We start from the raw sequence: 25,284 nt of genomic DNA on the forward strand, positions 1-25,284 counted from the left end.
GGACGAGAGAAATGCCGGCATTCGGTCAAGGATCGGGTGGCCGCAGCCAGCATTTTTGCATTCTTTCAATCTTTCTTTGAATACCGGAGTTTCTGATGAGCGTTTCAGCCACCACGCCGGATGAGGCCATTCCCAGGTCGCTATCCCCCTGGCTAACCTTCCTTTTCGCCGCCGCCTGCGGGCTGGTGGCCGCCAATCTCTATTACGGCCAGCCGCTGGCCGGCCCGATTAGTGCCGATCTCGGCTTCACACCTGCCGCCACCGGCCTGATCGTTACGCTGACGCAGATCGGCTACGGCCTCGGACTGCTGCTGATCGTGCCGCTCGGCGACCTCACCGAAAACCGCCGTCTGGTGTTGATGTTGATCGCCGTCTCCGCAGTCGCGCTCATCGGCGCGGCGTTGTCGTCGACGCCCACGACCTTCCTCATCGCCTCGCTCTCTATCGGTCTTTCATCGGTCGCAGTTCAGGTCCTGGTTCCCTTCGCTGCCAACATGGCGCCGGATGCAACGCGCGGCCAGGTCGTCGGCAACGTCATGAGTGGCCTGCTCTGCGGCATCATGCTGGCCCGCCCCTTCGCAAGCTTCGTCGCCGAGGCCTCCTCCTGGCACGTGGTCTACTACGTCACCGCAGCGCTCATGCTCGCGCTTGCCGTCGTCTTGCGCATCAACCTGCCGGTTCGCCTGCCGAAGACGAAGCTGCGCTATGGCGAGCTGCTCGCCTCTATGGGCCATCTGGCGCTGACCTCGCGCGTGTTGCAGCGCCGGGCGCTCTATCAGGCCGGCATGTTCGGTGCCTTCAGCCTGTTCTGGACGACGACGCCGCTGCTGCTCGCAAGCCCGACCTTCGGCCTGACGCAGAACGGCATTGCCCTCTTCGCGCTCGCAGGCGCTGCCGGGGCCGTCGCCTCGCCCATCGCCGGCAGGCTTGCCGACCGCGGCATGACGAAGATCGCCTCGACGCTTGCCATGCTGCTCGGCATGGCCGCCTTCCTGATCAGCCACTTCGCCGCAGACGGCTCGCTTACCGCCCTGCTGCTTTTGACGGCAGCGGCGATCCTCCTCGATTTCGGCGTGACCACCAATCTCGTCTGCGGCCAGCGCGCCATCTATGCGCTGAACCCGGAACACCGCAGCCGGCTCAACGGCCTGTTCATGGCGACCTTCTTTGCCGGCGGCGCGCTGGGCTCGGCGCTCGGCGGCTGGGCCTATGCGACCGGCGGCTGGACGATGACGGCCTGGATTGGCTTCTGCTTCCCGGCGCTAGCCTTCCTGCTGTTCCTGACGGAAGGACGCGGTGAGTAAGAAACCGGCCTATTTGTCGGCGCAATCGAAATGCGAACGGGCGGCGCGAACGGCATCATGGTTCGCCTCCGCCCAGTTCAGAAGCTGCGACAGTGGCTGGTAGAGCGAACGTCCAAGTTCGGTCATCGAATATTCGACGCTCGGCGGCTTGGTCGGGAAGACCTGGCGGTCGATATAACCATCCCTCTGCAGGTCGCGCAGCGTCTGCGTCAGCATGCGCTGCGAAATATCGGGGATCATTCGCCGCAGCTCGCCAAAGCGATAAGGCCGACCCGCCAGCACCTCGAGCAACAACGTCGACCATTTGCCGCCGATCTGCTGCATCATGTCCCTGACCGGGCAATTGCCGAAATCCAGGCCGGCGAGATCGATCTCGCGCCGCGCCCCCAGCATCCTGTTCTTCAGACTGACGACCGCTCCACTCATCTGCTGGTTCCCTTTTGGTAACGTAGAGCTGAAAAACTGCCTCCTTTACACTGCCTAGTCAATTCCTATTCTAGTGTTACTCTCTTTTCGAGACCACTGCACAGCACAGAAGGAAACGACGTATGAGCGAAATCATCCTGGTCACCGGCGCTGCCGGGCAGCTCGGCCAGCGTATCATCCATCACCTCATCGAGACCTACAAGGTCGCCCCCGGCAACATTGTCGCGGCAACGCGCAGCCCCGAAAAGCTCTCCGAACTCGAAAAGAAGGGTGTGGTCACCCGCAAGGCCGATTTCGATGACGCGGCTGGCCTGGAGAAGGCATTCGCCGGCGTCGACCGGTTGCTGATCATCAGCACTGACGCACTGGATACTCCCGGCAAGCGCCTCGCCCAGCACCAGGGCGCCGTCGCGGCGGCAGTCAAATCAGGCGTCAAGCACATCGCCTACACCTCGATGCCGGCGCCTGACAATTCGGTCGTCACCTTCGCGCCCGATCATCTCGGCAGCGAAAACGCCATCAAGGCAAGCGGCATCGCCCATACCATCATCCGCGACGCCTGGTATCATGACAATTATCTGCACGGCATGCCGCACAACCTGCTGGGTGGCAAATGGTACAGCGCCACGGGCGACGGCAAGATCTCGACCATCTCGCGTGACGACTGCGCCCTGGCGATCGCCGCGGCCCTTGCCTCCGGCACATCGGAGAGCGCCACCTATACGGTGACCGGCACGCAGTCGCTGGACAGCCGGCAGATCGCCGCCATCGTTTCCGACGTCGCCGGCAAGCCGCTCGAAGTGATCGACGTTACCGACGAACAGCTCGGCCAAGGCATGCGCGGCGCCGGCCTTCCCGGTTTCGTCGCCGACATGCTTGTTTCAGCCGACGCCAACACCCGCGCCGGCAATTTCGACATCGTTACCGAGGACTTCACCAAGCTGACCGGCAAACAGCCGCAGCCGCTGAAGGATTTCTTCGTCGAATATAAGGCGGCCCTGACCGCCTGAGGCAGCATAAGGTCGTCTGGAAAGCTCGCCTCGCACATCACGGGGCGGGCTTTCTTCAAGGATCAGATCGTCTGCCCGCAAGCCCGGCAGAAGCGCCGCACCGTTTCGGCCATGCCAAACTCCAGCGCATCGGCGGTTAGCCCATGGCCGATCGAAACCTCGGCGAGAGCGGGAATGCGCTTCACCAGATCAGGCAGGTTCTCGACCGTCAAATCGTGACCGGCATTGACGGCAAGACCGATCGCAAGGGCTGCATCCGCCGTTCGCCCGAGTGCTTCGAGGATCGGGGCCGCCCGCTCCGGCGCGTCGAAGCAGCCACCATAGGGGCCGGTATAGAGTTCGATCCGATCGGCGCCGACCGCCTTGGCGATCTCAACCGCCTGTGCGTCGCCGTCACCGTCGGCAAACAATGACACCCGGCACCCCATCGTCTTCAGCCGCGCGACGGCATCGGTCAAGAACGCCTGGTGCTTGCGGAAATCCCAGCCGTGATCGGAGGTCGCCTGCGCGGGATCGTCAGGCACCAGCGTCACCTGCTCGGGTGCCGCGCCTGCGCAGAGTTCGAAAAATTCCTCTGTGGGATAACCCTCTATATTGAACTCGGCCTTGGGGAATTCGTCGTCGATCAGGTTGCGGATGACAGGCAGGTCGGAGAAGCGAATGTGCCGCTGGTCGGGGCGCGGATGCACCGTCAGACCGCTAGCGCCGGAGGCAAGTGCGATCCGCCCGAGCGCTTCGACGCTCGGCCACGGCAGATCGCGTCGGTTGCGCAGCATGGCGATGGCATTGAGGTTCACGGAGAGCTTGGCGGGCATGGCTGATATCCATCGGTCACGGAAACGGGAGGCCCTGCTTTTAAGCCAAGGGCCGTGCAATGGCCAACGAGATTCGCAGATGGATGTGATGCCGATCGCTGATGGGCACCGAAATTACGCTGAGCATTTGCCGCACGCTTACCGCAGACAGTAAATCCCGTCACCTTTGAAGAGGACCGCGAGATCCCGCAGTGCGGCACATGTTTTTGTGCAAGACACCCAAGAACCCGGCAAAATATGCCGGTAAAGTTGCTATCCCATTTAAAAGAGATTATTTTTAGCACTTATAAAAAAGATCGTTCACGCATAACGTGGACATCGTATCGCGTAGAGTACGCCGCGTACTGCTTCTTTCCCAATGAGAAGAACGCCTAGAGGAAACCCCACTCGCCGCGCATGGGAAGCAACTGGCAAAGCCGCATGAGGTGCAACAACATGCCCCAGGAGGGTTCATGCCAGACGGTTCCAAACGCCTGTTTGCCACCGCCGGTATCGCTTCGGAGGCCCGATCGAAATATCGGTTCCTGCCTTCGGCCGCGCTACCGCCGGATCTACCGGATGGTCCGGTGCCCATTGCCGACATGGCAAACGCATTCGGCGTCACGCACAGGACACTGCATTTCTATGAAGAGAAAGGGTTGATTTCAGCCAACCGCATCGGCCTGATGCGGGTCTACGGCCAAGACGACGTGATGCGCATGGCCGTCATTACAGTCTGCCGAGAGACAGGCATGCCAATCGCCGTCATCCAGGAACTGATGGACGAACTCCGCAATGCCGATTCGCAGGAAACGGCCGAGGCGATATTCCGCGAGGCCTTGCAGGTGCGCAAGCGCGAACTGACGGCCGAAATGTCGACGCTGCACCGCCAACTCCAGCAGGTCGCCGACCTCCTGGATTTCGACGGCAGCGTCGAGGCGCCGTCGCTAAACGACAATCAGGACAGTGCAAGCCTGACCGCACAGGAGCGGCGTTGCCTGGAACTGATGGCGGAGGGCTATTCCACCCAACGTATCGCTCGGGCGCTCGACCTGAAGCATGACGAAACCCGTGACCTGGAGGCCGGAATCATCCTGAAGTTCCGCGCCAACAACCGCTTCCAGGCCATCGCCAAGGCAGTTCTGCTCGGCATCGTGCAGGCTTAACGCCACTCATGAGCCACCCGCCCAAGACACGGCCGCCACCGTTTCTTCCTCGCCAGTCCAGATCGGGAATGCGACCCTGGTCGCGGGTGCGATCGGGATCAGCGGACGATCGTCAGCGTCTCCGCCGCGCGCGTGATCGCGGTATAGAGCCAGCGTTCCCGCGTATCGCGAAACGCCCAGCTCTCGTCGAAGAGCACGACATCGTTCCATTGCGAACCCTGCGCCTTGTGAACGGTAAGTGCATAGCCGTAGTCGAACTCGTCGTAGCGTTTGCGGGTGTTCCAGGGAATCTCGCCCTCGACATCCTCGAAGGCCTGCTTCAGCAGCTTGATCTTGGCTGCTCCCCGGTCCATGTCGTCATCCTCTGGCCGGACGAGCAGATTGATGCCGGGCTTCGTCGTTTCCTTCGACGAGGTCATCACCTGCCAGAGCGAACCGTTGAGCAGGCCCTTTGCCGGATCGTTCCTGAGGCAGACGAGCTTGTCGCCGGTCTGGGGATAATCGGCGTTGAAGCCTTTCAGCTCGCGCAGGCGCTGGTTGTAGCGCCGCCGCGTGCGATTGGTGCCGACGAGCACCTGGTCGGCATCGAGCACCAGCTGCTGCGTCACCTCGTTCTTCGAGATCACCTTGGCCGTGCCGTAGTCGCCGTACATCACCTCATTGCCTTCGCGCACCTGCATGGCGAGCTTGATGATCGGATTGTCGCGCGCCTGCCGGTGGATATCGGTGAGCAAGTAGTCCGGGTCCTGATTTGTGAAGTAGCCGCCACCTGTCACCGGCGGCAGCTGGCCGGGGTCGCCGAGCACCAGAATCGGCGTGCCGAAGCTCATCAGATCCTTGCCGAGTGCTTCGTCCACCATCGAGCATTCGTCGACGATGATCAGCGCCGCCTTCGCGACCGGACTTTGCCGGTTGATCGAAAACATCGGCGCAATCGAGGTCTTGCCCGTTTCCTCGTCTTCCACCGCCTCCTCGCCGCGCGGCCGATAGATCAGCGAATGGATCGTCCGGGCGTTGGAGGCCCCCCGCGAGCGCAGCACCTGCGCCGCCTTGCCGGTGAAGGCGGCAAACAGCACGTCGCCATCGACATTTTCGGCAAAATGCTTGGCAAGTGTCGTCTTTCCCGTTCCGGCATAGCCGAACAGGCGAAAGAGCGGCGAGCGCCCTTCCTTCAGCCATTTCGAAACAGCCTTCAGGGCTTCATCTTGTTGCGGCGCAAATTGCATGATCGCAGGACTTGGCAGGATTCGCGGGCTTTAGGCAAGGCGGAAAACGGCAAATCGCCCGGCCGGACGATCATCAGTTCCACTGCCCGTCCGCGCCGCTGGCGCACATCGACGGGTCCTGCCCCATAGCCTCGGTGAGAAAATCCAGAACCGTCTTGACGCGCAACGGCATGTTGCGCCGCGAGGGATAGACGACAGTAACCGGCAGCCGGCTCGGCTGGAAATCCTTCATCATGGGGACCAGCCGGCCGGCGGCGATATCGGGCATCGCGATGATGTGCGAAAGCACCGCAAGACCCGCTCCAGCAAGGGCTGCCCGGTGAATGGCGACGGCATTGCAGGCGGTCAGCCGGGGCGAAATCCGGACGGATATGTCTTCCGAACCGTTCGAGAAGGACCAGGTATTGGCCTCGCCTGCCCTATGGTAGCACAGGCATTCATGGTCCTTGATCTCCTTCGGTGCGCGGGGAGCCGCCCTGCGTGCGAGATAGGCGGGAGATGCAACGAGGAAGGCGGTCGTCCAGCCGATCCGCCGGCAGACGAGGCTGCTGTCGGCGACCTGGCCCAAGCGCACTTCGAGATCCAGGCGCTCCTCGATCATATCGGAGCCCTGCTCCCTGAAGATGAGTTCGATCGAGAGCTTCGGATGGGCGGCGAGAAGATCGCCGAGCCGCTCGCTGAGATAGAGACCGAGTGGTGCTGGAACGCTGAGCCTGACCTTTCCCGAGGCCATGGCGCCGTCCGATCCGGCCGCATCGCCAAGCTCCTCAACCGCTTCGAGAATCCGCAGCGCCATCGGCAGCATCCGCTCCCCCTCTGCCGTCAGCGACAGGCCGCTCGTCGTGCGATGCAGGAGGCGGGTGTTGAAATGGCCCTCGAGGGCTGCGACCTGTCGCGAGACCGCCGGCTGCGTCACGTCGAGATCATGCGCCGCCGCCGAAAACGAACCCGTCTCCACGACGCGCTGAAAGGTCCGCAATGCCGAAACGATATCCATCCCCCTGCCCCTCATACTTTTGCGCATAGGCCTTATGCAGCCAGACTAAACGAGAATGGCTTTACAGTCCAGTAATTAAGGATATCTTATATCCATAAGGATATTAAATATCCTTAATTAAAGGAGAGACACATGACCCAGCGACTGAACTACGCCCAACAGTCCCCCGAGCTTTTCAAGAAATTTATGGAATTCAGCATGGCGCTGAAGAGCAGCGTGATAGACGAGAAGCTGCAGGCCCTCGTCGAGATCCGCGCTTCGCAGATCAATGGATGCGGCTTTTGCCTCGACATGCATGTGAAGCAGGCAAAGATCCTCGGCGAAACCGAACTCAGGCTTTATCACATCGCCATCTGGCGGGAATCGACCCTGTTCATCCCCCGCGAGCGCGCAGCGCTTGCCTGGACGGAAGCCCTGACGAAGTTGCCCGAAGGCGGCGTTCCCGACGAAATTTACGAACGGGTTCGCGGCCAGCTTTCCGAGAAGGAAATCTCGGACCTGACCTTTGTCGTCATGGCCATCAACGCCTGGAACCGCGTCAACGTCGGCTTCAAGACCGTGCCCGGCGCGGCCGACAAGGCTTACGGCCTCGATAAGGCTGGGCTGAACTAAACCTTCGAATTCACCGCATAATTCAACTTTAACGCTGCCGCATCGCGGCAGCGAATGGAGATCTGTTATGAAAATCGTTGTCATCGGCGGAACCGGCCTCATCGGTTCGAAGACTGTCGAACGCCTGCGCAAGCGCGGCCACGAAGTGATCGCCGCCTCACCGAACTCCGGCGTCAACACGATCACCGGGGAAGGACTGGCGGAGGCGCTCTCAGGCGCCGAAGTCGTGCTCGACCTTGCCAATTCGCCGTCCTTCGAGGACAAGGCCGTGCTCGAATTCTTCGAGACCTCGGGCCACAATCTTCTCGCCGCCGAAAAACTCGCCGGCGTCAAGCACCATATCGCCCTCTCCGTCGTCGGCACCGAGCGTCTGCAGGAAAGCGGCTATTTCCGCGGCAAACTCGCCCAGGAAAAACTGATCAAGGCGTCAGGCATTCCCTACACCATCGTTCACTCGACGCAGTTCATGGAATTCCTTGCCGGCATCGTACAATCGGGCACGGTCGGCCAGACTGTCCGCCTGTCGCCCGCCTACATTCAGCCGATCGTTTCCGACGACGTCGCCGATGTCATGGCGGATGTGGCTCTGGCACCGCCCGCTAATGCGACGATCGAGATATCAGGTCCGGAACGGGCGCGTCTCAGCGAACTCGTCGCCCGGTATTTGAAGGCCATGAAAGATCCGCGCACCGTCGAGGCCGATGCCGAGGCGAAATATTTCGGCGCGAGGCTCAACGACCAGTCGCTCGTTTCCGACAACAACCCGCGGCTCGGCTCGATCACCTTCGAGCAGTGGTTTGCGAAGTCCGCCCAGCCGAAGTGATCCGACTTGCCCTGAGGACGCGGCCACTCGGGCGCGTCCTGCCCAAACCCTATCAACCATGGAGATTCCAATGATCAGAACACATTTCCTCGCCGCCGCTCTTGCTTGCATGGCGTTCACCGGCGCTGCCGCCGCGGACGGAAACACGGCTGCGAAGGTCACGCTCGTCTATGAGCACGAACTTCCGAACGTACCGGGTAAGAGCATCAAGGGCGTGCTGGTCGAATATGGCCCGGGTGGCTTCTCCGAAGGCCACATCCATCCCAATACGGCCTTCATCTACGCCACCGTGCTCGAAGGGTCGATCCGCAGCCAGGTCAATGATGGGCCGGTCAAGGTCTATCAGGCCGGAGAGAGCTTCTCCGAAATGCCGGGCGACCGCCATGGTGTCAGCGCCAACGACAGCAAGACGAAGCCAGCCCGCCTGCTTGCCGTCTTCGCCGTCGACACCAAGCAGAAAGAGCTGACCTATCCGCTCAAGAAGTGACGATCCGCATTACAGCGCCGCGCGTCTTTCAGACGTGCAAAGGACGCTGTAACACTTTCAATCCTCGCATCGTGCTTTCCGAAAATCGGTTCCGATTTTCGGGCCGATGCGATGCCGCCCGCGCGGGCCACGCGCTTGCGCGGGAGGCCGAGATGCTGAATCATGTGCGGCCCACACCCCGGAGACAGAGAGATGATTGACGACGCCCTCCTCGGCAAGCCTCTGATATCCCTGATAACAGTCGGATTCGCCGGGATCGTCGTCTGGCATCTTCTCTCCCGCCACCGGCCGACGACGCGGCTGGTGGTACAGATCCTCTTCTTTGCGGTGATGACGCTGATCCTCGTCGTCAGCGGCATCGAACCCCACCGGTTTCAAGGATACGAGTCCGAGGATCCGCAGGCTTTGCTCGTCATTGTCGCAAAATCGCTCTGGTGGATCCATCTGGCATGGGCCGTCATCGGTTTCATCAGGCTGTATCTGGTGCTGGAGGGCAATCCGCGGGAGGCCCGCCTGCTCCAGGATCTGGTCATCGGCGTCGTCTATATCGGCATGGCTCTGTCGGTTCTGGCCTTCGTCTTTGGCGTGCCGATCGGAACCCTCGTCGCCACCTCGGGGGTGGTCGCCATCATTCTCGGCCTGGCGCTCCAGAATACGCTGGCCGACGTCTTCTCCGGAATCGCATTGACGCTCGGCCGGCCATACATCATCGGCGACTGGATCCTTCTCAGCGACGGCACGGAGGGGCGCGTCGTCGAAAGCAACTGGCGCGCGACACACATCCTGACCGGTGCCAACAATGTCGTCGTTCTGCCGAATAGCTTTCTGGCAAAGCTCGGCCTGACGAATGTAAGCCGACCGGACGAGACCCATCTCCTGGTCCTGACCATCCGCATCGCCCCGACACGGATGCCGGCATCGATCCGGCACGTCATGGCAACGGCGCTGGCGAGCTGCAATTCGATCGTGCGCGAGCCGCCGCCGGTCGTGGCACTCAAGGGGCTGGATGCCACAGCGCTGGAGGTCGAGCTGCAGTTCCGGGTGACGAGCCCCAGCCAACGGGCGACGGCGCGAAATGAGGTGCTTGATCTCGTCTATCGTCACTGCAAATCGGCCGGCCTGCTTTTGGCCGTTCCAGCGGCGGCCTCGGTCCTGACAAGCGATCTGCCGATCGAAGAAGGCGCGCGGCCGCCCCGTGTGACGCCGCTCGAACTGATCGAGGCCATTCCGATCTTTGCGACGCTGACAAGCGAGGAAAAGCAGAAACTCGCCGAGACCACGGCCGTGCGGGAGTTCCGCAAGGGCGATGTCATCGTGCGGGAGGGCGAAATGCTCCCGTCGCTGATGATGGTGCGGGCAGGTATCATCGCGGCGCGGCACGGCGATGAGGAGCGCGGGCGGCTTGCGCCGGGTGATGTCTTCGGAGAGACCGGCCTGCTCGCAGGCATGCAGGAAGTCTGCACCCTGGAGGCTCTTACCCCGGTCACAACCTATGAAATCGATCAGGAGGCCTTCGCGCCGCTGCTGAGTGAACGCCCCGCGCTGGCGGAAGAAATCGCCGAAGACCTCGCCAGCCGCGCCGAGCGCTTTCGCGACAACGCCGCCCTGCTCCCGGAACACGCCCGTAGCGCGCACGCCATTCTGAAAACCATCAGGACCATCTTCAGGGCATAGAGCAATTCCAGCAAAAGTGCGCAGCGGTTTGGCGTCCGGACTTGCGATAAACAAATACAGGGCATTTCCGCGGCCCGGAAAAAGGCGGAGAATGCCATGAAGGGCGGCACCCCGCTCAGCCGGCCCGCTTGAGCACCCATTCGAACGTGCTCCGCCAAATATCGGCCGGCACTTCCTCGGACAAGGTGCCGACCAGATCGGAAAGCCGCACGCGCCTCAGCGTATCCCGCCAGGCTTCGTCGGCTTCCCACATGATGCGGGCGACCGCGCAGGGCTTGCTGTCGCAATAACCAGCCGGCCGGCAGGGATTGTTTTCCCGAATGTTCGTGCAGGTGAAGCTGCGCGCCTTCCCCTCGACCGCCTCAACGATCTCGAGAAAATTGATCTCCGACGGAGCCTGGGCAAGCCTGTAGCCGCCGCTCGGCCCGAGCGTGGTCTCGACCAGCGACGCCTGCGAAAGGCTCTGCAGCGCCTTGGAGAGATATTCCTTCGGCAGGCCATGAAGCTCGGCGAGCGCCTTGGTGGAAAGATACCTGCCCTCTGGCAGGCCCGCGAGAATGGCGCAGCAGTGAAGCGCCCACTCGACCTGGCTTTTCAGGATCATTCAACAACTCGTGTGATGGCTGGCTCTGCCAATGGGATTAAGGACATATCATATCCGAAAACCAGCCCGATGTAAATGACCTGCAAAAGCAGCGTCTTGCTGCTTGAACGACGACACTCGACGAGATCATCAGCGCCGAATACATCTCCGTCGGGGTCATCAGGTAAGGCGGTCCGGAACGGCGAGCGTTGCGATCACGTCGAATTAGCCGCGGTCGAGGCCAAAATCGGCAAGTGTGGCCTCGATACTGGGACGCACCAGGTTCGACAGCCGGAAGGCCCGCCCAGGATCGCCATCGGCTCCGTGTCGAGCGCCGACCGGACATGCGCGGGTGAAACGGGCTTCGGCCCACCTTGCCCGCCATGAAAACTTTTGCTGCGCCTGGAATAAAACCACCGCGCCTCGTGTCTCATCTCAGGTATCGCAAGATTGCGTGCCCAATCTGAGGAGAGACATCATGAAATCCGTGAAATTCCTGTCCGTCGTGGCGGCCGTCGCCCTTGCCGCGACCGCTGCTTTCGCCGCTGCTCCCGTCAAGGAAGTCGAATCCGCCAAGGGCAAGGTTCTTGCCGGCGAAAACGGCATGACGCTCTACACCTTCAAGAAGGACATCAAGGGCGTTTCCAACTGCAACGACGATTGCGCCAAGAACTGGCCGCCGCTGATGGCCGCTGGCGATGCCAAGGCCGATGGTGCATATTCGATCATCGAGCGCAAGGATGGCAAGAAGCAATGGGCCAAGGACGGCATGCCGCTCTATTTCTGGGTCAAGGACAAGAAGATGGGCGACATCACCGGCGATGGCGTCGGCGGCAACTGGGATCTCGCCAAGCCTTGATCGCCAAGATCCCGATCACAAGCGAGTTGCCGGCGTGAAAACACCCGCACCCGAAACCTTCGAGGGCCAGATCCTGGCCCTCCTGCCCTCGCTCAGGCGCTATTCGCGCAGCCTGACGCGCTCGGATGCCGATGGCGAGGATCTGCTCCAGGATTGCGTCGAAAAGGTTCTCGCGCGCCGCGGCCAATGGCGCGGTCTCAACCTGCGCGGCTGGGTTCTGACCATCATGACCAATCTCTACCGCAACGGCCGGCGCGGCAAGGCGCGCGACGGCCTTGTCGAGCTCGACGCCGCAGAGGATCTCGCCGCGTCCGAACCGCCGGCCGATCCGCTGGAACGCGCCCGGCTGGACGATGCGCTGAACAGCCTTTCGGAGGAATACCGCGCCGTGTTGATGCTTGTCGTTATTGAGGGATACACGTATGGCGAGGTCGCAGCCGCGCTCGATATCCCCATCGGCACCGTCATGTCTCGCCTGTCGCGCGCCCGCCGGCGCGTCGCCGAGCGATTGAAGGCCGACAACATCATTACGCTCCGGAGACCGAAATGAACGAGACCAATCCGAGCGTCACCGAAGCCGACCTCCACGCCTATGCCGACGGCCAGCTGCCGGAAACGGCACGCCCCCGCATCGATGCCTTCCTGGCAGACAATCCCGACGAGGCGGCGATGGTCGCCGAATGGCAGGCGCAGAATACAGGCATCCGATCGCTGTTTGCAGGCTATGAAAAAACAAAGGAAACCGACGCTCTCCTGGTTTCGCCGCCGCGCGGCACCTCTTCCGGGCGGAAACGCGCGGCGATCGCCGCAGCCGCCCTCCTCGTCTTCGCGCTCGGCGCCGTCAGCGGCCATTATGGTCCGGCCCTTCTGGAAAAACCGGAGTTGAAGCTTGCCGCCTCCGAAACCCTGCCCAAACAGGCTGAGACCGCCTTCATGGTCTATGCCGCCGAGGTTCGCCACCCCGTCGAAGTCTTCGCCAACGAGGAGGCCCATCTCGCCACCTGGCTCGGCAAACGCCTGGCGATAGAGAATCTCAAGATCCCGAACCTGCAGTCGCTCGGCTTCAAGTTGGTCGGCGGCCGCCTGCTGCCGGTCGATGGCAGGCCGGGCGCCATGTTCATGTATGAAAATCAGGCTGGCGAGCGACTGACCGTCCTGGTCGGCCGCAACACGGAAAATCGCACGACGAGTTTCCGCTTCGCCTCATCGGGCAATCTCGAAACCTTTTACTGGATCGACGGCGAACTCGGTTATGCCGTGACCGGTGAAATCTCCCGCGAGACGCTGCGGGAGGTAGCCGAGGAGTGCTACAAGCAGTTCCCGTCCTAGAGTAATTCCAGGAAAAGTGCAAAGTGGGTTTTCGTCCGGAATTGCATCAAGAAACAAAAGGTTAGAGCGGTTTTGCGCTTCCATGAACAGGTGAACCGATCTAAGGATCAGCGTGAGGGATCGTTGCCGAGCTCGATCGGCCGTCCATGCGGCGTCGCCTCTGCCGCCCGCTGCCAGCTCTGCTGCAATACCAGGATCGTTTCCGCATCGGCGATTCCGTTGTCGACGATGAGGTCGGAGAGTGCCGCCACCCAGCAGTCGAAATAGTCGCTGCCATCTTCGGCCCGGCCAGGCTTGTGCAATTGCGCGGAAAGCGCTTCAGCCCATTCGCTCCAGCTGAACAGGCCTTTTGCGTGCAGGTGCACAGTCATGGCAAAAGCTTCGGCCGCCCATGGCTCGGGAAAAACCGGCTCGCCCTCCGGCGACTTCGGCAGCCCGGACGATTGCGTCAGCGGCGATATCTCATGCCGGCTCAAAATAGCTCTCCCAGGCATCGATCGACACGGTCAGCGTGGGATCGGCATCTCCGCCCCAGATCTCCGCGCCGTCGAAAACGACCGTATAGAGCCATTGCGGGTTTTCGCCCTCGCCATGCGCATTGTCATCAGGGAAGACGAAGGCGCCCTGCACTGCCTCGACCACGCCTGTTTTGGCTCGGGCATAACGCGGCAGGCGCGTATGCGTCAGCGGATTGAAATTCTTCGTCTTCACCGTCTCACCGACCGCAAAGAGCGGCGCGGTCTTAACAGGACGATCGCAAGGCCCGCCCTTCGCCAGAACGCCGGGCACCATATCCGCCTTCAGCACACGCTTCGGAAGGGCTCCTGGCTGCTGCGCATGGCCGGACAGCAATTCCGCGCGCGTCGCAAAGCCGTGCCGTTCGAGCAGCTTGTCGATGCCGCGGATCCAGATCTCGTAGTAGCTGGCAGCGAGATAGTCGGCCGGCGGAATATTCTCGCGCGCATGCCGGCTTTCATCGATCGTCCATGCGCCGAAAGCGCCGCAGGAAAGCGTGATGCCGAGCGCCCGCTTTTCCCATTCGGCATGGAAATAAGGCTCGTCTTTTTCGGGCGCGACAGCTCCGAAGCCCATCTGCCCGCCGAGATCGTGCGGTCCGTTCATGTGGCGCTCTCCGGCTTGCGGGCAACGGCCGTGCCGATCATCGCATCGCGACTGACGAGGCCGGCGAGCGTCTGCTCATCCATTCCCTCTGTCCCTTCTGGCCGCTCGGGAATGACGAGATAACGCAGCTCCGCCGTCGAATCCCAGACGCGGACCTTCTTGTCCTCCGGCAGCGTCAGCCCGAATTCGGCCAGCACGCCGCGCGGATCGATGACGGCGCGCGAGCGATAGGCCGGCGCCTTGTACCAGACCGGCGGCAGGCCGAGCACCGACCAGGGATAACAGGAGCAGAGCGTGCAGACGACGAGATTATGGGTCTCGGCCGTGTTGAAGACAGCGCGCATATGCTCACCCTGCCGGCCGGTATAACCAAGGCTGGCGATGGCCGCCGTTGCATCGCGCCTCAGCCAGCCGGCGAAATCAGGATCGTTCCAGGCTTTCGCGACGACATGGGCGCCGTTCCTCGGCCCCACCTTCGTCTCGTAAGTCTCGACGATCGCATCGATCGCCGCCGGATCGATCAGCCCTTTCTCCGTCAGCAGCGTTTCCAGCGCCTTCACGCGCGCCTGCATGTCGGAATAATGATTGTCATGATCGTGCCCGTGATCGTGGGCATGACTATGGTCGTCGTGATCGTCGTGCAAGGCAAGATCCTCCCGTAACGGCAGATAGGCACTCCGCCTCTTCTTTCCAGCGGCGGTCCGAGGCTTGGTTCCCTCTTCTCCCCAGCGGGGAGAAGGTGGCCCGAAGGGTTGGATGAGGGGGCTGCACGGCAGACCCGTCATTGTTGCACTTCGCTTGCGCTCCGCGCTTTCGCGGCTTCGCCACTCACCCCCTCATCTGCCTGCCGGCATCTTCTCCCCGCTGGGGAGAAGGGAGAATGAGACAAAGCCACGCTCTCTACCAAAGCATTCCTCGAAATATCTTCCTCTTTCTAACATACAGCGCGCATCCGCCAAGCCCTTCTATGTCTCATGCGCTTTCCGCTAATCTCCTGCCATGAACATTCTGATTCTCGGCGCAACCGGCTTCATAGGCTCCTTCGTCGCGACCCGGCTCGTTGCCGACGGCCACGTCGTAACCGGGCTTGGCCGCAATCCCGTACGTGCCGGCTTGAAACAGCCAGCGATCGACTGGCGGCGCGCAGATCTCTCGCACATGACGAAACCAGCGGATTGGGACGATATCCTCAGGGACCAGCATGTCGTCCTCAATTGCGCCGGCGCCCTGCAGGACGGCTTGTCGGACGATCTGTCGGCCACCCAGGCAGAGGCGATGCTGGCGCTCTATTCCGCCGCAAAACGCTCGTCGCACCCGCTCATCGTGCAGATATCGGCAAGGACGGCGGGAGCCGCTGGTGATCTTCCCTTCCTCGCCACCAAGCGGCGGGCCGACGAGGCGCTGGCGGCAAGCGGCCTTCCTTACCTCATCCTGCGCCCTGCCCTCGTTCTCGGCCGCAATGCCCATGGCGGTTCGGCGCTGCTGCGGGCGCTTGCCGCCTTTCCCCTGGTGCTGCCACTGGTTCATGCCGAAAGTCCGGTCGAAACGCTTTCGGTGGACGATGTGGCGGAAGCCGTGTCGCGGGCGGTCTCCGGCGGCATCTCCGGCGATATCGATCTTGCCGCCAACGAAGTTCTGACGCTCGCCGATCTCGTTCGCCTTCACCGCCAGTGGCTCGGCCTGCCGCCCGCCCGCGTGTTTGCTCTTCCCGGCTGGCTTGCAGGCCCGGTGAGGTGGCTGGCCGACCTATCAGGACTGCTCGGCTGGCGTTCGCCGCTGCGCTCGACAGCGATGACAGTGATGTCGGAAGGCGTGCGGAGCTCGAAAGCGAAGAGCAGCTTTGCCACGACACCCGCGGCAGCAACGCTCGCGGCCAGTCCCTCCGGCGTACAGGATCTCTGGTTTGCCAGGCTCTATCTTCTGAAGCCGCTCGTCCTATCGGGCCAATCCGTTTTCTGGCTGCTCTCAGGCTTGATCCCGCTGCTGGCGCTGGAGAAGACGTCCGCGCACTTCCTGTCGTTCATGCCTGAGCCCGCAGCAACGGTGCTGACGCTTGCAACCTGCCTGACCGACATCGCTCTCGGTGCTGCCGTCCTCCTTCGCCCGCTGGCGAAACGTGCCCTTCTCGGTATGCTTGCCGTGTCGTTCGCCTATCTTGCCGGCGCCAGCCTGCTCGAACCCGCACTCTGGCTCGACCCGCTCGGTCCCCTCGTCAAGGTGCTGCCGTCGATCCTGCTGACACTCACCGCACTTGCCACCCTGGATGAACGCTGATGCTTGAGCAATGGCTGCTGCTTGCTCATGTCATCGGTGCGACCGTGCTCTTCGGCACCGGCACCGGCATCGCCTTCTTCATGGTGATGGCGCACCGGACGCGCGATCCCCGGTTGATCGCCCATGTCGCCAGCACGGTTGTCATCGCCGACACGATCTTCACCGCCACCGCAGTCCTTCTCCAGCCGATGACCGGCTATCTGCTGGCCCGGTCGATCGGCTGGGAACTGTCGGAGGGATGGATTGCGCTGTCGCTGCTGCTCTATGTCGTGACTGGCCTGTTCTGGCTGCCGGTCGTCTGGATCCAGATCCGGCTGCGCGATCTCGCCCGGGCCGCAGCAGCGGCGGGAAAAGCCCTGCCGCCGGCCTATTTCAGCCTTTACCGCATCTGGTTCGCCTGCGGTTTTCCAGCCTTCTTCGCTGTCATCGGCATTCTCTGGCTGATGCTCATGAAGCCGGCAATCACTCTATTTTAGCATCGGCCAGAGGCTTAGCACCAACAGCACCGCCATGCTGATATTGAACCATTTCAGCCGCACCGGATCGGAAAGCCATTCCCTCAGCGCCGAGCCGAAGCCTGCCCATGTCGAAACGCTGGGCACATTGACTGCCGCAAAAGCGAGACCGACGATCAGTACGCTCACCAGGTAGAGTTGCGGATTGGTGTAGGTCGCCATCGCGGTGACCGCCATCACCCAGGCTTTCGGGTTGACCCACTGGAAGGCGGCCGCCGCCAAGAAGGACATCGGCTCGACGCCGCTCCTGCCTTCGCTGAGCGAGCGCGACGAGGCGATCTTCCAGGCGATCCAGACGAGATAAGCGCCGCCGGCAAACTTCAGAGCCGTATAGACCATAGGGACCGTGTGCAGCAGCGCGCCGAGCCCAAGACCGACGCCGATCAGCAGCGAGAAGAAACCGACACCGATGCCGAACATATGCGGGATCGTCCTGCGGAAGCCGAAATTCACGCCCGATGCGAAAAGCATCATATTGTTCGGTCCCGGCGTGATCGAGGTCGTGAAGGCGAAGAGAACGAGGGCGAGAAATGTATCCAGCGGCATGCGACCTCCCGAAGCCAGCTTTTCTGCGGCCTGCTTATTTAGGTCAGCATAACTGTCCTAAACCACCGATACCATTACATCATTGTCATGGTGACAGGATTACTTGAAAGATGGCGATCCGGCCCAATCTCCTGTCGAAGGGACAGAAACCATGCAGGACGACCCGATTCCATCGATCACATTCCCTGATGGCACTGAGGTGCCGGCGCTCGGCCAGGGTACCTGGGCCATGGGCGAGGATGCCGGCCATGCCAGGGCTGAGATCGAAAGCCTCAGGGCCGGCATCGATCTCGGCATGACGCTGATCGACACCGCCGAAATGTACGGCGACGGTGGCGCCGAAGAGATCGTCGGCCAGGCGATCAGGGGCCGGCGCGATGAGGTCTTCATCGTCAGCAAGGTCTATCCCTGGAATGCCAGCCTGAAAGGCACGATTGAGGCCTGCGAGCGCAGTCTCGAACGGCTGGGTACCGATCGCATCGATCTCTATCTGCTGCACTGGCGCGGAGACCATCCGCTCACAGAGACCGTCGCCGCCTTCGAAATGCTGAAGGCATCCGGCAAGATCGGCGCCTGGGGCGTCTCCAACTTCGACACCGACGACATGGAGGAACTGCTCGGAGTGCCCGACGGCGCCAATGTCGCCGCCAACCAGGTGCTCTACAATCTCTCCCGCCGCGGCATCGAATTCGATCTGCTGCCCTGGTGCCAGAGCCGCGGCATTCCCATCATGGCCTATTCACCGATCGAGCAGGGAAGCATCCTGCACCATCCCGAGCTGATTCACATCGCCAAGGCCTATCAGGCAACGCCCGCCCAGCTGGCGCTCGCCTTCCTGCTGGAGCGCGACGGCGTCATTGTTATTCCGAAGACCTCGAATGCCGAACGCGCAGCCGAAAACCGCGACTGCGTCTCGCTCGACATCACCGACGACGACTGGGATGCCCTCGACGCCGCCTTTCCACCGCCCACAAAGAAAAAACCGCTGGAGATGCTTTGATCTCCAGCGGCCTTCCCAACTATTGCAGCATCGGGTTTAGATGCCCGGGCTGTCATCTTTACATGCCCGGGCTGTAATCTTACATGCCCAGGCTGTAATATTTTACATGCCCTGCACGCCGCGGTTCATCGCCGCAATGCCCGTGCGGCACACCTCGATGAGGCCGAGCGGCTTCATGATCGCCACGAACTGATCGATCTTCGACGATTTGCCGGTGATCTCCAGAATGAAGTGACCGACAGTCGCATCCACTACCTTGGCATGAAAGGCATCGGCAAGGCGCAGGGTCTCGGCGCGCACCTCGCCCTCGCCGATCACCTTGATCAGCGCCACTTCGCGCTCGATCGGCCGGTCCTGGCCGAGTTCGCGGGCGCGCACCGTCAGGTCGACGACGCGATGCACGGGCACGATGCGCTCGAGCTGCGCCTTGATCTGCTCCAGCACCTGCGGCGTGCCGCGTGTGACGACAGTAATACGGGAAAGATGCGCCTGATGCTCGGTCTCGGAGACCGTCAGGCTCTCGATATTGTAGCCGCGGCCGGAAAACAGGCCGATGACCCGGGCAAGAACGCCCGGTTCGTTGTCGACGAGAACCGAAAGCGTGTGGCTTTCGACCGCCGCCGTTTCCGGCGAGATGAAATAGGCGGAGCCCGTGGGCTGTAGGTGTGCGTTCATGGTCTTGAGTTTCCTCTTCCCTGCCGCATAACCCTGAAATCGAAAGCGATTTTCGGAAAGGGTTATGCGCAAATTAAAAATGTCAGACGAGCGCGCGGCCCTTGGCGTCGATCGCATTGGCGACCGCTTCGTCGGTGGCTTCGTCCGGCAACAGCATTTCGTTATGGGCCTTGCCCGAGGGGATCATCGGGAAGCAATTGGCGAGATTGGCGACGCGGCAATCGAAGATGACAGGCTTTCTGACCTCGATCATCTCCAGAATGGTGTCATCCAGCGCATCCGGCTTTTCGCAGCGCAGGCCGACAGCGCCATAGGCTTCCGCCAGCTTGACGAAATCGGGCATCGCCTCCGTATAGGAATTCGACAGGCGGTTGCCGTGCAGCAGTTGCTGCCACTGGCGCACCATGCCCATATACTGGTTGTTCATGATGAAGATCTTGATCGGCGCATCGTGCTGGATCGCCGCCGACATTTCCTGGATACACATCTGGATCGAGGCATCGCCGGCAATGTCGATGACGAGGCTGTCTGGATGGGCGATCTGCACGCCGAGCGCTGCCGGCAGGCCGTAACCCATAGTGCCGAGGCCGCCCGAGGTCATCCAGCGGTTCGGCTGCTCGAAACCGAAGAATTGCGCCGCCCACATCTGGTGCTGACCGACCTCGGTGGTGATGTAGGTATCGCGGTCCTTGGTGTGGGCGAAGAGCCGCTCCAGCGCATACTGCGGCATGATGACGTCGCTGCTCTTCGTATAGGCGAACGAGTTGCGCGCCCGCCAGCGGGTAATATCGGTCCACCAATCGTCGAGACGGCTCTTTTCCGGCTTCTTCGGCAGCGCCCGCCACAGGCGGACCATGTCTTCGAGGACATGGCCGACATCGCCGCGGATGCCGATATCGACACGGACGTTCTTGTTGATCGAGGATGGATCGATATCGATATGGATCTTCTTCGAGTTCGGCGAAAAGGCATTGAGACGGCCGGTGATGCGGTCGTCGAAACGGGCGCCGATGCAGACCATGACGTCGCAGTCGTGCATCGCCATGTTGGCTTCGTAGGAGCCGTGCATGCCGAGCATCTTCAGCCAGTTCTTGCCCGAAGCAGGATAGGCGCCGAGGCCCATCAGCGTCGAGGTGATCGGGAAATCGGTGAGCTCGACCAGCTCGCGCAGCAGCTTGGAAGCCTCGGAGCCGGAATTGATGACGCCGCCGCCGGAATAGATGATCGGACGGCGCGCATTCGCCATCAGTTCGATCGCGGCATGGATCTGGTTGAGGTCGCCCTGGATCTTCGGCTGGTAGCTCTTCTGGATCGCGTAATCGGCGGGCGGCGTATAGGTGCCGGTCGCAAACTGCACGTCCTTCGGAATATCGACGACGACGGGGCCCGGACGGCCGGACTGGGCGATGCGGAAAGCCTCGTGAATGACGGCGGCAAGCTGGTTGACATCCTTGACCAGCCAGTTGTGCTTGGTGCAGGGCCGGGTGATGCCGACCGTATCGCATTCCTGAAAGGCGTCGGAGCCGATCAGTGGGGTCGGAACCTGGCCGGTCAGGCAGACGAGCGGGATCGAATCCATCAGCGCATCCTGCAGTGGCGTGACGGCATTGGTGGCGCCCGGACCAGAGGTCACCAGCATGACGCCGACCTTGCCGGTGGAGCGGGCATAGCCTTCGGCCGCATGGCCTGCCCCCTGCTCATGGCGGACGAGGATGTGCTTGACATCCTCCTGCTGAAAGATCTCGTCATAGATCGGCAGGACTGCGCCGCCGGGATAGCCGAAGATATGTTCGACGCCGTTGTCCTTCAGCGCCTTGAGAACGATCTCCGCTCCCGTCATCCGATTGCCTGCCGCCTGATTGTCCGTGCTCATCTGTCTGTTCCGTTTGATGCTGGGATTGCGTTTGTGGCCGGAAGCCCGAATTTCGGGCATAAAAAAAGGCCCCTGAGGAGCCTGTCATCTAGCGCATGGGTGGCTATCGCCGGATGGTTACACCATCCTGCCCATGCGCTTTCCCACCACGATAAGAGCCGTTGCGATTTTCATGGTCGGAAGTGATAGACAGAAAATTTCGCAGCGTCAACGCATGCCGCAATAAAAAACTGCCCCACGCCTGCATCCCGAAAATCGATAGGATGAAGGATTTGTTAAAGGATCGACTTTATTCTTCTACGCTACTGCAGGGAGTAGCCCTTTGCTCAACAACGACTTGCGCACGTCTGGCAAGGCAGGCGAGCATGATCGCCGCGATGGCCATGCGCCGGGAAATCGCTTTCTCGGCCGCGTCGTTGCATGCAGCGGTTCGCGGGCGACGATTGCCGCCGTCGCCGAACAGGGCGGCACCGATCTTACCGAACTCTGGTCCGTGGGCCGGCTGATATCGATCAGCGTCGGCCGCAACCGCGTCGTCGCCCTCGTCTATCAGATGAACACCGGCAGCCATGCCTGGGGTGAAGGCGAAGACAATATTTTCAAGATCGAGACCGAGCTGCTCGGCGAAGTCCGTGTCGACGAGGACGGGCGCGAGGAATTCTCGACCGGCATCTCGCGTTATCCCTATCTCGGCGCCATCGCGCACCGCATCCGATCGGCCGACCTGATGCGCATCTACGATGCCGGCGAAGGTACAACCGCCGTCATTGGCAAGCTTACGCAGGACGAAAGCATCGATGCGGCGATCCACATCCCCACGATGCTCTCCAAGCATTTCGCCGTCGTCGGCTCCACCGGCGTCGGCAAGTCGACGGCCGTGTCGCTGCTCCTGCACAAGGCGATCGCGGCGGATCCGAAGCTGCGCGTCCTGATCCTCGATCCGCATAACGAATTCGCCGCCGCCTTTCCCGAGCACGCCGTCACCATCGATACCGATACGCTTGATCTGCCCTTCTGGCTGATGCGGCTTGAGGAGTTCGCCGAAGTCGTGTTTCGCGGCCGCCCGCCGGTGCCCGAAGAGCTCGATATGCTGCGCGATATCCTGCCGGAGGCCAAGCGCGCCTTCCGCGGCAGCGACAACTCGCTGGTGCGCCGCACGACGGAAAAGAGTTCGATCACCGCCGATACGCCGGTTCCCTACCGCATGGCCGATCTGCTGGCGCTGATCGACGAGCGAATCGGCCGCCTGGAAGGCCGTTCGGAAAAACCCTTCCTGCGTTCGTTGAAGATGCGCATCATCGCCGCAATCAATGATCCGCGTTATCATTTCATGTTCTCCAACAACACGATCACCGACACGATCACCGACACCATCGCGCAGATCTTCCGCATTCCCGGCGAGAACCGGCCGATCTGCGCCTTCCAGCTTGCCGGCATTCCTTCCGAGGTGGTCAATTCGGTCGCTTCGGTGCTTTGCCGCATGGCCTTCGAGGTGGCGCTGTGGAGCGAGGGCGCCATCCACATGCTCGTCGTCTGCGAGGAAGCGCACCGCTATATCCCCTCCGATCCGAGCCTCGGCTTCGTGCCGACGCGCCAGGCGATCGCCCGCATCGCCAAGGAGGGCCGCAAATACGGCGTCTCACTCGGCATCATCACCCAGCGGCCGGGCGAGCTCGACCAGACGATCCTGTCGCAATGTTCGACACTCTTTGCCATGCGCCTCGCCAACGACCGAGACCAGGAAATCATCCGCTCGGCCATTCCGAATTCGTCGATCTCGACGACGAGCTTCATCTCCTCGATCGGCAATGGCGAAGCGATCGCCTTCGGCGAGGCGATCAGCGTGCCGATGCGCATGCGCTTTTCCCGCGTCGACGAAAAGCTCCTGCCTAAGGCGAGCAGCGCCAACAGCAAGAACAGCGAAGAAGATCCGGATACGGTCGATCTGCGCAAGATCGTCACCCGCATGCGGGCGGTGACCGTCGGACCCGACATTTCGAATTTCCAGCAGAGCTATGCCGCATCCGCGGCAGACTTCGACGAGGCTGATCCAGCCGACGAGGATCTCGACGCGAAGCAATACACGCCGCCCGTCTCTTCCGCCGCGCCGCCCGCCTCCGCGCCGCTCGAATCCTACCGCCGCGAACTGCTGCCGCAAGCACCGCGGCTGGACCCGGCTACGTCACCCGCGATCGATCCCAGGCTGGACGCGCTCCGCCGTGAGATGCGCCGCGATGAGCCGGTCTTTGCCCGGCCGGCACCGCCGGCGGATCAGCCCGCCATCTCCCGCCGGGAACCCGGCACGTCGCTGCGCGAAAGCATCCTGAAAAAACCGCTGAGCAGCCTTTACAACAAGGATTGAGGCTTCAGCTCGCTCTCCAATGCGATCAGAGGCTCGACGGCGTCGAGCACCCGTTGCCGGTCCATCGGCCCGAGCGGCAAGAGAGGGCGTGGGAGCTCTGCCCTGGCAAGTGAGAGAAGGTCGACCAGCGTGTAGACCACGCGAAGGCTTCCGAACGCCTTGAACGTTTGCCAGAGCGGCTCGAGAAGACCATCGAGCCGACGCACTTCACCGTCTTCGCCTGCAATCGCGGCCTTGGTCAGGGCAAGGGCGACGCGCGGAAGCACGCCGCCGATGACGCTGTACCAGGCGTCGGCACCTGAAAGCAGCGCTTCGGCCGCGCCCCAGTCGCCGCTGTAGCCTATCGCAAGCCTGGTCTTCTCTCGCAATGCCGCCAGCTCGCCTTCGAAATCGCCGTCAGCAGGCAGAGGCATCTTCACGGCCCTGATCGTCTCGATATCGGATAGGCGCTGCAGAAGATCCCGGCTGAAGGTGAAGTGGGTCGTGCCGGGATTGTTGTAGATACAAAGCGGCAGCTTCGCCGCCTCGGTGACCGCCAGGAAATGCTCGTAGGCTTCGTCCTGGGTCAGCGGCGTGTAGGACACCGGCGCAAGCAGAAGAGCGTCTGCACCGGCGGCTTCGGCATCCCTCGCAAGGCTCCGGGCGTGGTCTGTCCTCAAAGCACCGACACCGACGACGAGGGGAATACGACCGCGAATGCACTCGACCGCAGCCTCGACGGCTCGCCGTCGCTCCTCGCGTGTAAGAAAGGCGTAGATCCCGGTGCTGCCGAGAAGGCCTATCGAAGCGACGCCTGCATCACACAGGCGTTCCAGCAGGCGGCCGAGGGCTTCGGTGTCGACCCGGCCATCCCTATCGGCGGGCGTGGGCGGAAAGGCCGAAAGACCATGAAACGGAGAAGCGACAGACATGATGCGATCCTGAAAATCCGGTCAATGTGAGAACAGAAGGCGCGATCCGGCGCCCGCGAAGAAGACGGCGAGACTGCCTTCGATCCACCGCCGCGCACGGGCGTAGCCGCGCACCATCGGTGCCGTCGAGAAGAGCACGGCATAGCCGGCAAATATCGAGATCCCCAAGAGCACGCAGCCGCCGAATGCCGTGACGGCCATCTCCGGCGAAGCGCCGGGCTTGAGGCCGAGCGACATGATCGCCACCCAGGCCAGAACCGCCTTCGGATTACCGAGATGCATCAGAACGCCGCGACGATAAAGTGTGCCGAGTTGCGCGGCGGGTCGAACGACCTCGCTTGCCGGTCTATCAGGGACGGCGGCCGAGCGGGCCGCCCTCCAGGCGAGCCATAGAAGGTACAATCCGCCTCCGATCTTGAGAAGCAACAGCGCATGAGCATAGCGGACCAGAAGTGTCGAGATCCCGGTGACCGCGACCAGCCCCCAGCATGTCGACATCGTTATAACCCCGGCGGCAAGGGCGAGCGCCGGTCGACGCCCTTGCCGCATCGCCATATTCATGATGGCCATGTTGCTTGGTCCGGGACTGCCTGCAGCGATTGCGTAGGCAATGTAGACGACGAGAAGGTCCTGCATTTGTGTTTTTTCCAGAAGTTTGCGCTCGCGCACGGCACCACGCCGAAGACGAAAAATACGCCGTCGGGAAGTCACCAATC

27 protein-coding genes and 1 pseudogene are annotated in these 25,284 nt (G+C 62.0%); 14 read left to right on the plus strand and 14 right to left on the minus strand.

What is annotated here, in order from left to right:
* Positions 1 to 95 precede the first annotated feature (95 nt).
* Complete coding sequence (locus tag HFO99_RS05485; RefSeq protein ID WP_222359801.1) at positions 96 to 1,304, plus strand: MFS transporter; 1,209 nt, start codon at positions 96 to 98, stop codon at positions 1,302 to 1,304.
* Between the two features lie 9 nt (positions 1,305 to 1,313).
* Here the strand turns inward: HFO99_RS05485 and HFO99_RS05490 are convergent, their stop codons facing one another.
* The gene (locus HFO99_RS05490; protein ID WP_222247268.1) at positions 1,314 to 1,730 is read right to left on the minus strand and encodes a winged helix-turn-helix transcriptional regulator; all 417 of its coding nucleotides are present in this window, start codon (positions 1,728 to 1,730) and stop codon (positions 1,314 to 1,316) included.
* Between the two features lie 122 nt (positions 1,731 to 1,852).
* On the opposite strand from HFO99_RS05490, the gene HFO99_RS05495 reads away from it, so the two are divergent.
* Positions 1,853 to 2,740, plus strand: a complete 888-nt coding sequence (locus HFO99_RS05495) for an SDR family oxidoreductase (protein ID WP_222359802.1) — start codon at positions 1,853 to 1,855, stop codon at positions 2,738 to 2,740.
* A 62-nt stretch (positions 2,741 to 2,802) separates the two neighbouring features.
* Here the strand turns inward: HFO99_RS05495 and HFO99_RS05500 are convergent, their stop codons facing one another.
* Complete coding sequence (locus tag HFO99_RS05500; RefSeq protein ID WP_222359803.1) at positions 2,803 to 3,555, minus strand: pyridoxine 5'-phosphate synthase; 753 nt, start codon at positions 3,553 to 3,555, stop codon at positions 2,803 to 2,805.
* A 452-nt stretch (positions 3,556 to 4,007) separates the two neighbouring features.
* On the opposite strand from HFO99_RS05500, the gene HFO99_RS05505 reads away from it, so the two are divergent.
* A complete protein-coding gene (locus tag HFO99_RS05505) occupies positions 4,008 to 4,700 on the plus strand; it encodes a MerR family transcriptional regulator (protein ID WP_222247261.1) in 693 nt (230 codons plus the stop codon).
* A gap of 98 nt (positions 4,701 to 4,798) precedes the next feature.
* On the opposite strand, the gene HFO99_RS05510 is transcribed toward HFO99_RS05505, so the two are convergent.
* Both HFO99_RS05510 and HFO99_RS05515 read right to left on the minus strand, forming a co-directional pair.
* The gene (locus HFO99_RS05510) at positions 4,799 to 5,926 is read right to left on the minus strand and encodes an ATP-dependent RecD-like DNA helicase (RefSeq protein WP_003541249.1); all 1,128 of its coding nucleotides are present in this window, start codon (positions 5,924 to 5,926) and stop codon (positions 4,799 to 4,801) included.
* A 73-nt stretch (positions 5,927 to 5,999) separates the two neighbouring features.
* Entirely contained in the window at positions 6,000 to 6,923 is a 924-nt protein-coding gene (locus HFO99_RS05515) for a LysR family transcriptional regulator (protein ID WP_222359804.1), read from the minus strand.
* Between the two features lie 132 nt (positions 6,924 to 7,055).
* On the opposite strand from HFO99_RS05515, the gene HFO99_RS05520 reads away from it, so the two are divergent.
* The 4 genes from HFO99_RS05520 (at position 7,056) to HFO99_RS05535 (ending at position 10,519) form a co-directional block, all read left to right on the plus strand.
* Positions 7,056 to 7,535: a carboxymuconolactone decarboxylase family protein gene (locus tag HFO99_RS05520; RefSeq protein WP_064249572.1), complete on the plus strand. Its 480-nt coding sequence runs from the start codon at positions 7,056 to 7,058 to the stop codon at positions 7,533 to 7,535.
* 67 nt (positions 7,536 to 7,602) lie between these two features.
* On the plus strand, positions 7,603 to 8,358 hold the full coding sequence (locus tag HFO99_RS05525) for an SDR family oxidoreductase (RefSeq protein WP_222359805.1): 756 nt from the start codon (positions 7,603 to 7,605) through the stop codon (positions 8,356 to 8,358).
* Between the two features lie 70 nt (positions 8,359 to 8,428).
* The gene (locus tag HFO99_RS05530) at positions 8,429 to 8,845 is read left to right on the plus strand and encodes a cupin domain-containing protein (protein ID WP_222359807.1); all 417 of its coding nucleotides are present in this window, start codon (positions 8,429 to 8,431) and stop codon (positions 8,843 to 8,845) included.
* 192 nt (positions 8,846 to 9,037) lie between these two features.
* The gene (locus HFO99_RS05535; RefSeq protein WP_222359809.1) at positions 9,038 to 10,519 is read left to right on the plus strand and encodes a mechanosensitive ion channel family protein; all 1,482 of its coding nucleotides are present in this window, start codon (positions 9,038 to 9,040) and stop codon (positions 10,517 to 10,519) included.
* Positions 10,520 to 10,634: 115 nt separating this feature from the next.
* Here HFO99_RS05535 and HFO99_RS05540 read toward each other — a convergent pair whose 3' ends face one another.
* The gene (locus tag HFO99_RS05540) at positions 10,635 to 11,123 is read right to left on the minus strand and encodes an RrF2 family transcriptional regulator (RefSeq protein ID WP_017965026.1); all 489 of its coding nucleotides are present in this window, start codon (positions 11,121 to 11,123) and stop codon (positions 10,635 to 10,637) included.
* Between the two features lie 118 nt (positions 11,124 to 11,241).
* Positions 11,242 to 11,434, minus strand: a pseudogene (locus HFO99_RS33325) (MarR family transcriptional regulator); the annotation flags it as partial.
* A gap of 146 nt (positions 11,435 to 11,580) precedes the next feature.
* Between HFO99_RS33325 and HFO99_RS05545 the strand changes: the two are divergent.
* Genes HFO99_RS05545 through HFO99_RS05555 form a run of 3 tightly spaced genes read left to right on the plus strand, consistent with a single transcriptional unit; the run spans position 11,581 to position 13,290 of the window.
* A complete protein-coding gene (locus HFO99_RS05545) occupies positions 11,581 to 11,961 on the plus strand; it encodes a hypothetical protein (RefSeq protein WP_222331566.1) in 381 nt (126 codons plus the stop codon).
* A 34-nt stretch (positions 11,962 to 11,995) separates the two neighbouring features.
* Positions 11,996 to 12,511: an RNA polymerase sigma factor gene (locus tag HFO99_RS05550; RefSeq protein WP_222331565.1), complete on the plus strand. Its 516-nt coding sequence runs from the start codon at positions 11,996 to 11,998 to the stop codon at positions 12,509 to 12,511.
* Positions 12,508 to 13,290 (plus strand): anti-sigma factor family protein, encoded by a 783-nt coding sequence (locus tag HFO99_RS05555; protein WP_222331564.1) that lies wholly within the window; start codon positions 12,508 to 12,510, stop codon positions 13,288 to 13,290. Before HFO99_RS05550 ends, HFO99_RS05555 begins: the two co-directional genes overlap by 4 nt.
* A gap of 107 nt (positions 13,291 to 13,397) precedes the next feature.
* On the opposite strand, the gene HFO99_RS05560 is transcribed toward HFO99_RS05555, so the two are convergent.
* Genes HFO99_RS05560 through nthA form a run of 3 tightly spaced genes read right to left on the minus strand, consistent with a single transcriptional unit; the run spans position 13,398 to position 15,056 of the window.
* A complete protein-coding gene (locus HFO99_RS05560) occupies positions 13,398 to 13,766 on the minus strand; it encodes a nitrile hydratase accessory protein (protein WP_222331563.1) in 369 nt (122 codons plus the stop codon).
* Entirely contained in the window at positions 13,753 to 14,412 is a 660-nt protein-coding gene (gene nthB, locus HFO99_RS05565; RefSeq protein ID WP_222331562.1) for a nitrile hydratase subunit beta, read from the minus strand. The genes HFO99_RS05560 and nthB overlap by 14 nt, the downstream gene beginning before the upstream one ends.
* On the minus strand, positions 14,409 to 15,056 hold the full coding sequence (nthA, locus tag HFO99_RS05570; protein WP_222310620.1) for a nitrile hydratase subunit alpha: 648 nt from the start codon (positions 15,054 to 15,056) through the stop codon (positions 14,409 to 14,411). The genes nthB and nthA overlap by 4 nt, the downstream gene beginning before the upstream one ends.
* A gap of 355 nt (positions 15,057 to 15,411) precedes the next feature.
* On the opposite strand from nthA, the gene HFO99_RS05575 reads away from it, so the two are divergent.
* Positions 15,412 to 16,686, plus strand: coding sequence for an SDR family oxidoreductase (locus tag HFO99_RS05575; RefSeq protein ID WP_222331561.1), 1,275 nt, complete (start codon positions 15,412 to 15,414; stop codon positions 16,684 to 16,686).
* Positions 16,686 to 17,162 carry a DUF2269 family protein gene (locus HFO99_RS05580; protein ID WP_222331560.1) on the plus strand — a complete coding sequence of 159 codons (477 nt, stop codon included), beginning with the start codon at positions 16,686 to 16,688 and terminating at the stop codon, positions 17,160 to 17,162. Before HFO99_RS05575 ends, HFO99_RS05580 begins: the two co-directional genes overlap by 1 nt.
* Here HFO99_RS05580 and HFO99_RS05585 read toward each other — a convergent pair.
* Positions 17,154 to 17,747: a LysE family translocator gene (locus HFO99_RS05585; RefSeq protein WP_222310623.1), complete on the minus strand. Its 594-nt coding sequence runs from the start codon at positions 17,745 to 17,747 to the stop codon at positions 17,154 to 17,156. The two genes, HFO99_RS05580 and HFO99_RS05585, sit on opposite strands and share 9 nt — an antisense overlap.
* Positions 17,748 to 17,898: 151 nt before the next feature.
* On the opposite strand from HFO99_RS05585, the gene HFO99_RS05590 reads away from it, so the two are divergent.
* Complete coding sequence (locus tag HFO99_RS05590) at positions 17,899 to 18,747, plus strand: aldo/keto reductase (RefSeq protein ID WP_222359811.1); 849 nt, start codon at positions 17,899 to 17,901, stop codon at positions 18,745 to 18,747.
* 102 nt (positions 18,748 to 18,849) lie between these two features.
* Here HFO99_RS05590 and ilvN read toward each other — a convergent pair whose 3' ends face one another.
* Positions 18,850 to 19,422 carry an acetolactate synthase small subunit gene (gene ilvN, locus HFO99_RS05595; protein ID WP_222309382.1) on the minus strand — a complete coding sequence of 191 codons (573 nt, stop codon included), beginning with the start codon at positions 19,420 to 19,422 and terminating at the stop codon, positions 18,850 to 18,852.
* Positions 19,423 to 19,504: 82 nt separating this feature from the next.
* Complete coding sequence (locus HFO99_RS05600; RefSeq protein WP_222359813.1) at positions 19,505 to 21,295, minus strand: acetolactate synthase 3 large subunit; 1,791 nt, start codon at positions 21,293 to 21,295, stop codon at positions 19,505 to 19,507.
* Positions 21,296 to 21,617: 322 nt separating this feature from the next.
* Here HFO99_RS05600 and HFO99_RS05605 point away from each other — a divergent pair, with 322 nt between their 5' ends.
* Positions 21,618 to 23,657 carry an ATP-binding protein gene (locus HFO99_RS05605; protein ID WP_222359815.1) on the plus strand — a complete coding sequence of 680 codons (2,040 nt, stop codon included), beginning with the start codon at positions 21,618 to 21,620 and terminating at the stop codon, positions 23,655 to 23,657.
* Here HFO99_RS05605 and HFO99_RS05610 read toward each other — a convergent pair.
* Both HFO99_RS05610 and HFO99_RS05615 read right to left on the minus strand, forming a co-directional pair.
* Positions 23,642 to 24,568 (minus strand): dihydrodipicolinate synthase family protein, encoded by a 927-nt coding sequence (locus tag HFO99_RS05610; protein ID WP_222359817.1) that lies wholly within the window; start codon positions 24,566 to 24,568, stop codon positions 23,642 to 23,644. The genes HFO99_RS05605 and HFO99_RS05610 overlap by 16 nt on opposite strands.
* 21 nt (positions 24,569 to 24,589) lie before the next feature.
* Complete coding sequence (locus HFO99_RS05615) at positions 24,590 to 25,204, minus strand: LysE family translocator (RefSeq protein ID WP_162116005.1); 615 nt, start codon at positions 25,202 to 25,204, stop codon at positions 24,590 to 24,592.
* Between the last annotated feature and the right edge of the window lie 80 nt (positions 25,205 to 25,284).

Source organism: Rhizobium leguminosarum (genome assembly GCF_019798305.1).
Taxonomy (GTDB): Bacteria; Pseudomonadota; Alphaproteobacteria; order Rhizobiales; family Rhizobiaceae; genus Rhizobium; species Rhizobium leguminosarum_U.

Bases quoted from the DNA above. Each gene is read 5' to 3' on its own strand.
- HFO99_RS05485 (WP_222359801.1), top strand. From the start codon at position 96: ATGAGCGTTTCAGCCACCACGCCGGATGAGGCCATTCCCAGGTCGCTA.
- HFO99_RS05490 (WP_222247268.1), bottom strand. From the start codon at position 1,730: ATGAGTGGAGCGGTCGTCAGTCTGAAGAACAGGATGCTGGGGGCGCGG.
- HFO99_RS05495 (WP_222359802.1), top strand. From the start codon at position 1,853: ATGAGCGAAATCATCCTGGTCACCGGCGCTGCCGGGCAGCTCGGCCAG.
- HFO99_RS05500 (WP_222359803.1), bottom strand. From the start codon at position 3,555: ATGCCCGCCAAGCTCTCCGTGAACCTCAATGCCATCGCCATGCTGCGC.
- HFO99_RS05505 (WP_222247261.1), top strand. From the start codon at position 4,008: ATGCCAGACGGTTCCAAACGCCTGTTTGCCACCGCCGGTATCGCTTCG.
- HFO99_RS05510 (WP_003541249.1), bottom strand. From the start codon at position 5,926: ATGCAATTTGCGCCGCAACAAGATGAAGCCCTGAAGGCTGTTTCGAAA.
- HFO99_RS05515 (WP_222359804.1), bottom strand. From the start codon at position 6,923: ATGGATATCGTTTCGGCATTGCGGACCTTTCAGCGCGTCGTGGAGACG.
- HFO99_RS05520 (WP_064249572.1), top strand. From the start codon at position 7,056: ATGACCCAGCGACTGAACTACGCCCAACAGTCCCCCGAGCTTTTCAAG.
- HFO99_RS05525 (WP_222359805.1), top strand. From the start codon at position 7,603: ATGAAAATCGTTGTCATCGGCGGAACCGGCCTCATCGGTTCGAAGACT.
- HFO99_RS05530 (WP_222359807.1), top strand. From the start codon at position 8,429: ATGATCAGAACACATTTCCTCGCCGCCGCTCTTGCTTGCATGGCGTTC.
- HFO99_RS05535 (WP_222359809.1), top strand. From the start codon at position 9,038: ATGATTGACGACGCCCTCCTCGGCAAGCCTCTGATATCCCTGATAACA.
- HFO99_RS05540 (WP_017965026.1), bottom strand. From the start codon at position 11,123: ATGATCCTGAAAAGCCAGGTCGAGTGGGCGCTTCACTGCTGCGCCATT.
- HFO99_RS05545 (WP_222331566.1), top strand. From the start codon at position 11,581: ATGAAATCCGTGAAATTCCTGTCCGTCGTGGCGGCCGTCGCCCTTGCC.
- HFO99_RS05555 (WP_222331564.1), top strand. From the start codon at position 12,508: ATGAACGAGACCAATCCGAGCGTCACCGAAGCCGACCTCCACGCCTAT.
- nthB (WP_222331562.1), bottom strand. From the start codon at position 14,412: ATGAACGGACCGCACGATCTCGGCGGGCAGATGGGCTTCGGAGCTGTC.
- HFO99_RS05575 (WP_222331561.1), top strand. From the start codon at position 15,412: ATGAACATTCTGATTCTCGGCGCAACCGGCTTCATAGGCTCCTTCGTC.
- HFO99_RS05580 (WP_222331560.1), top strand. From the start codon at position 16,686: ATGCTTGAGCAATGGCTGCTGCTTGCTCATGTCATCGGTGCGACCGTG.
- HFO99_RS05585 (WP_222310623.1), bottom strand. From the start codon at position 17,747: ATGCCGCTGGATACATTTCTCGCCCTCGTTCTCTTCGCCTTCACGACC.
- HFO99_RS05590 (WP_222359811.1), top strand. From the start codon at position 17,899: ATGCAGGACGACCCGATTCCATCGATCACATTCCCTGATGGCACTGAG.
- ilvN (WP_222309382.1), bottom strand. From the start codon at position 19,422: ATGAACGCACACCTACAGCCCACGGGCTCCGCCTATTTCATCTCGCCG.
- HFO99_RS05600 (WP_222359813.1), bottom strand. From the start codon at position 21,295: ATGAGCACGGACAATCAGGCGGCAGGCAATCGGATGACGGGAGCGGAG.
- HFO99_RS05610 (WP_222359817.1), bottom strand. From the start codon at position 24,568: ATGTCTGTCGCTTCTCCGTTTCATGGTCTTTCGGCCTTTCCGCCCACG.
- HFO99_RS05615 (WP_162116005.1), bottom strand. From the start codon at position 25,204: ATGCAGGACCTTCTCGTCGTCTACATTGCCTACGCAATCGCTGCAGGC.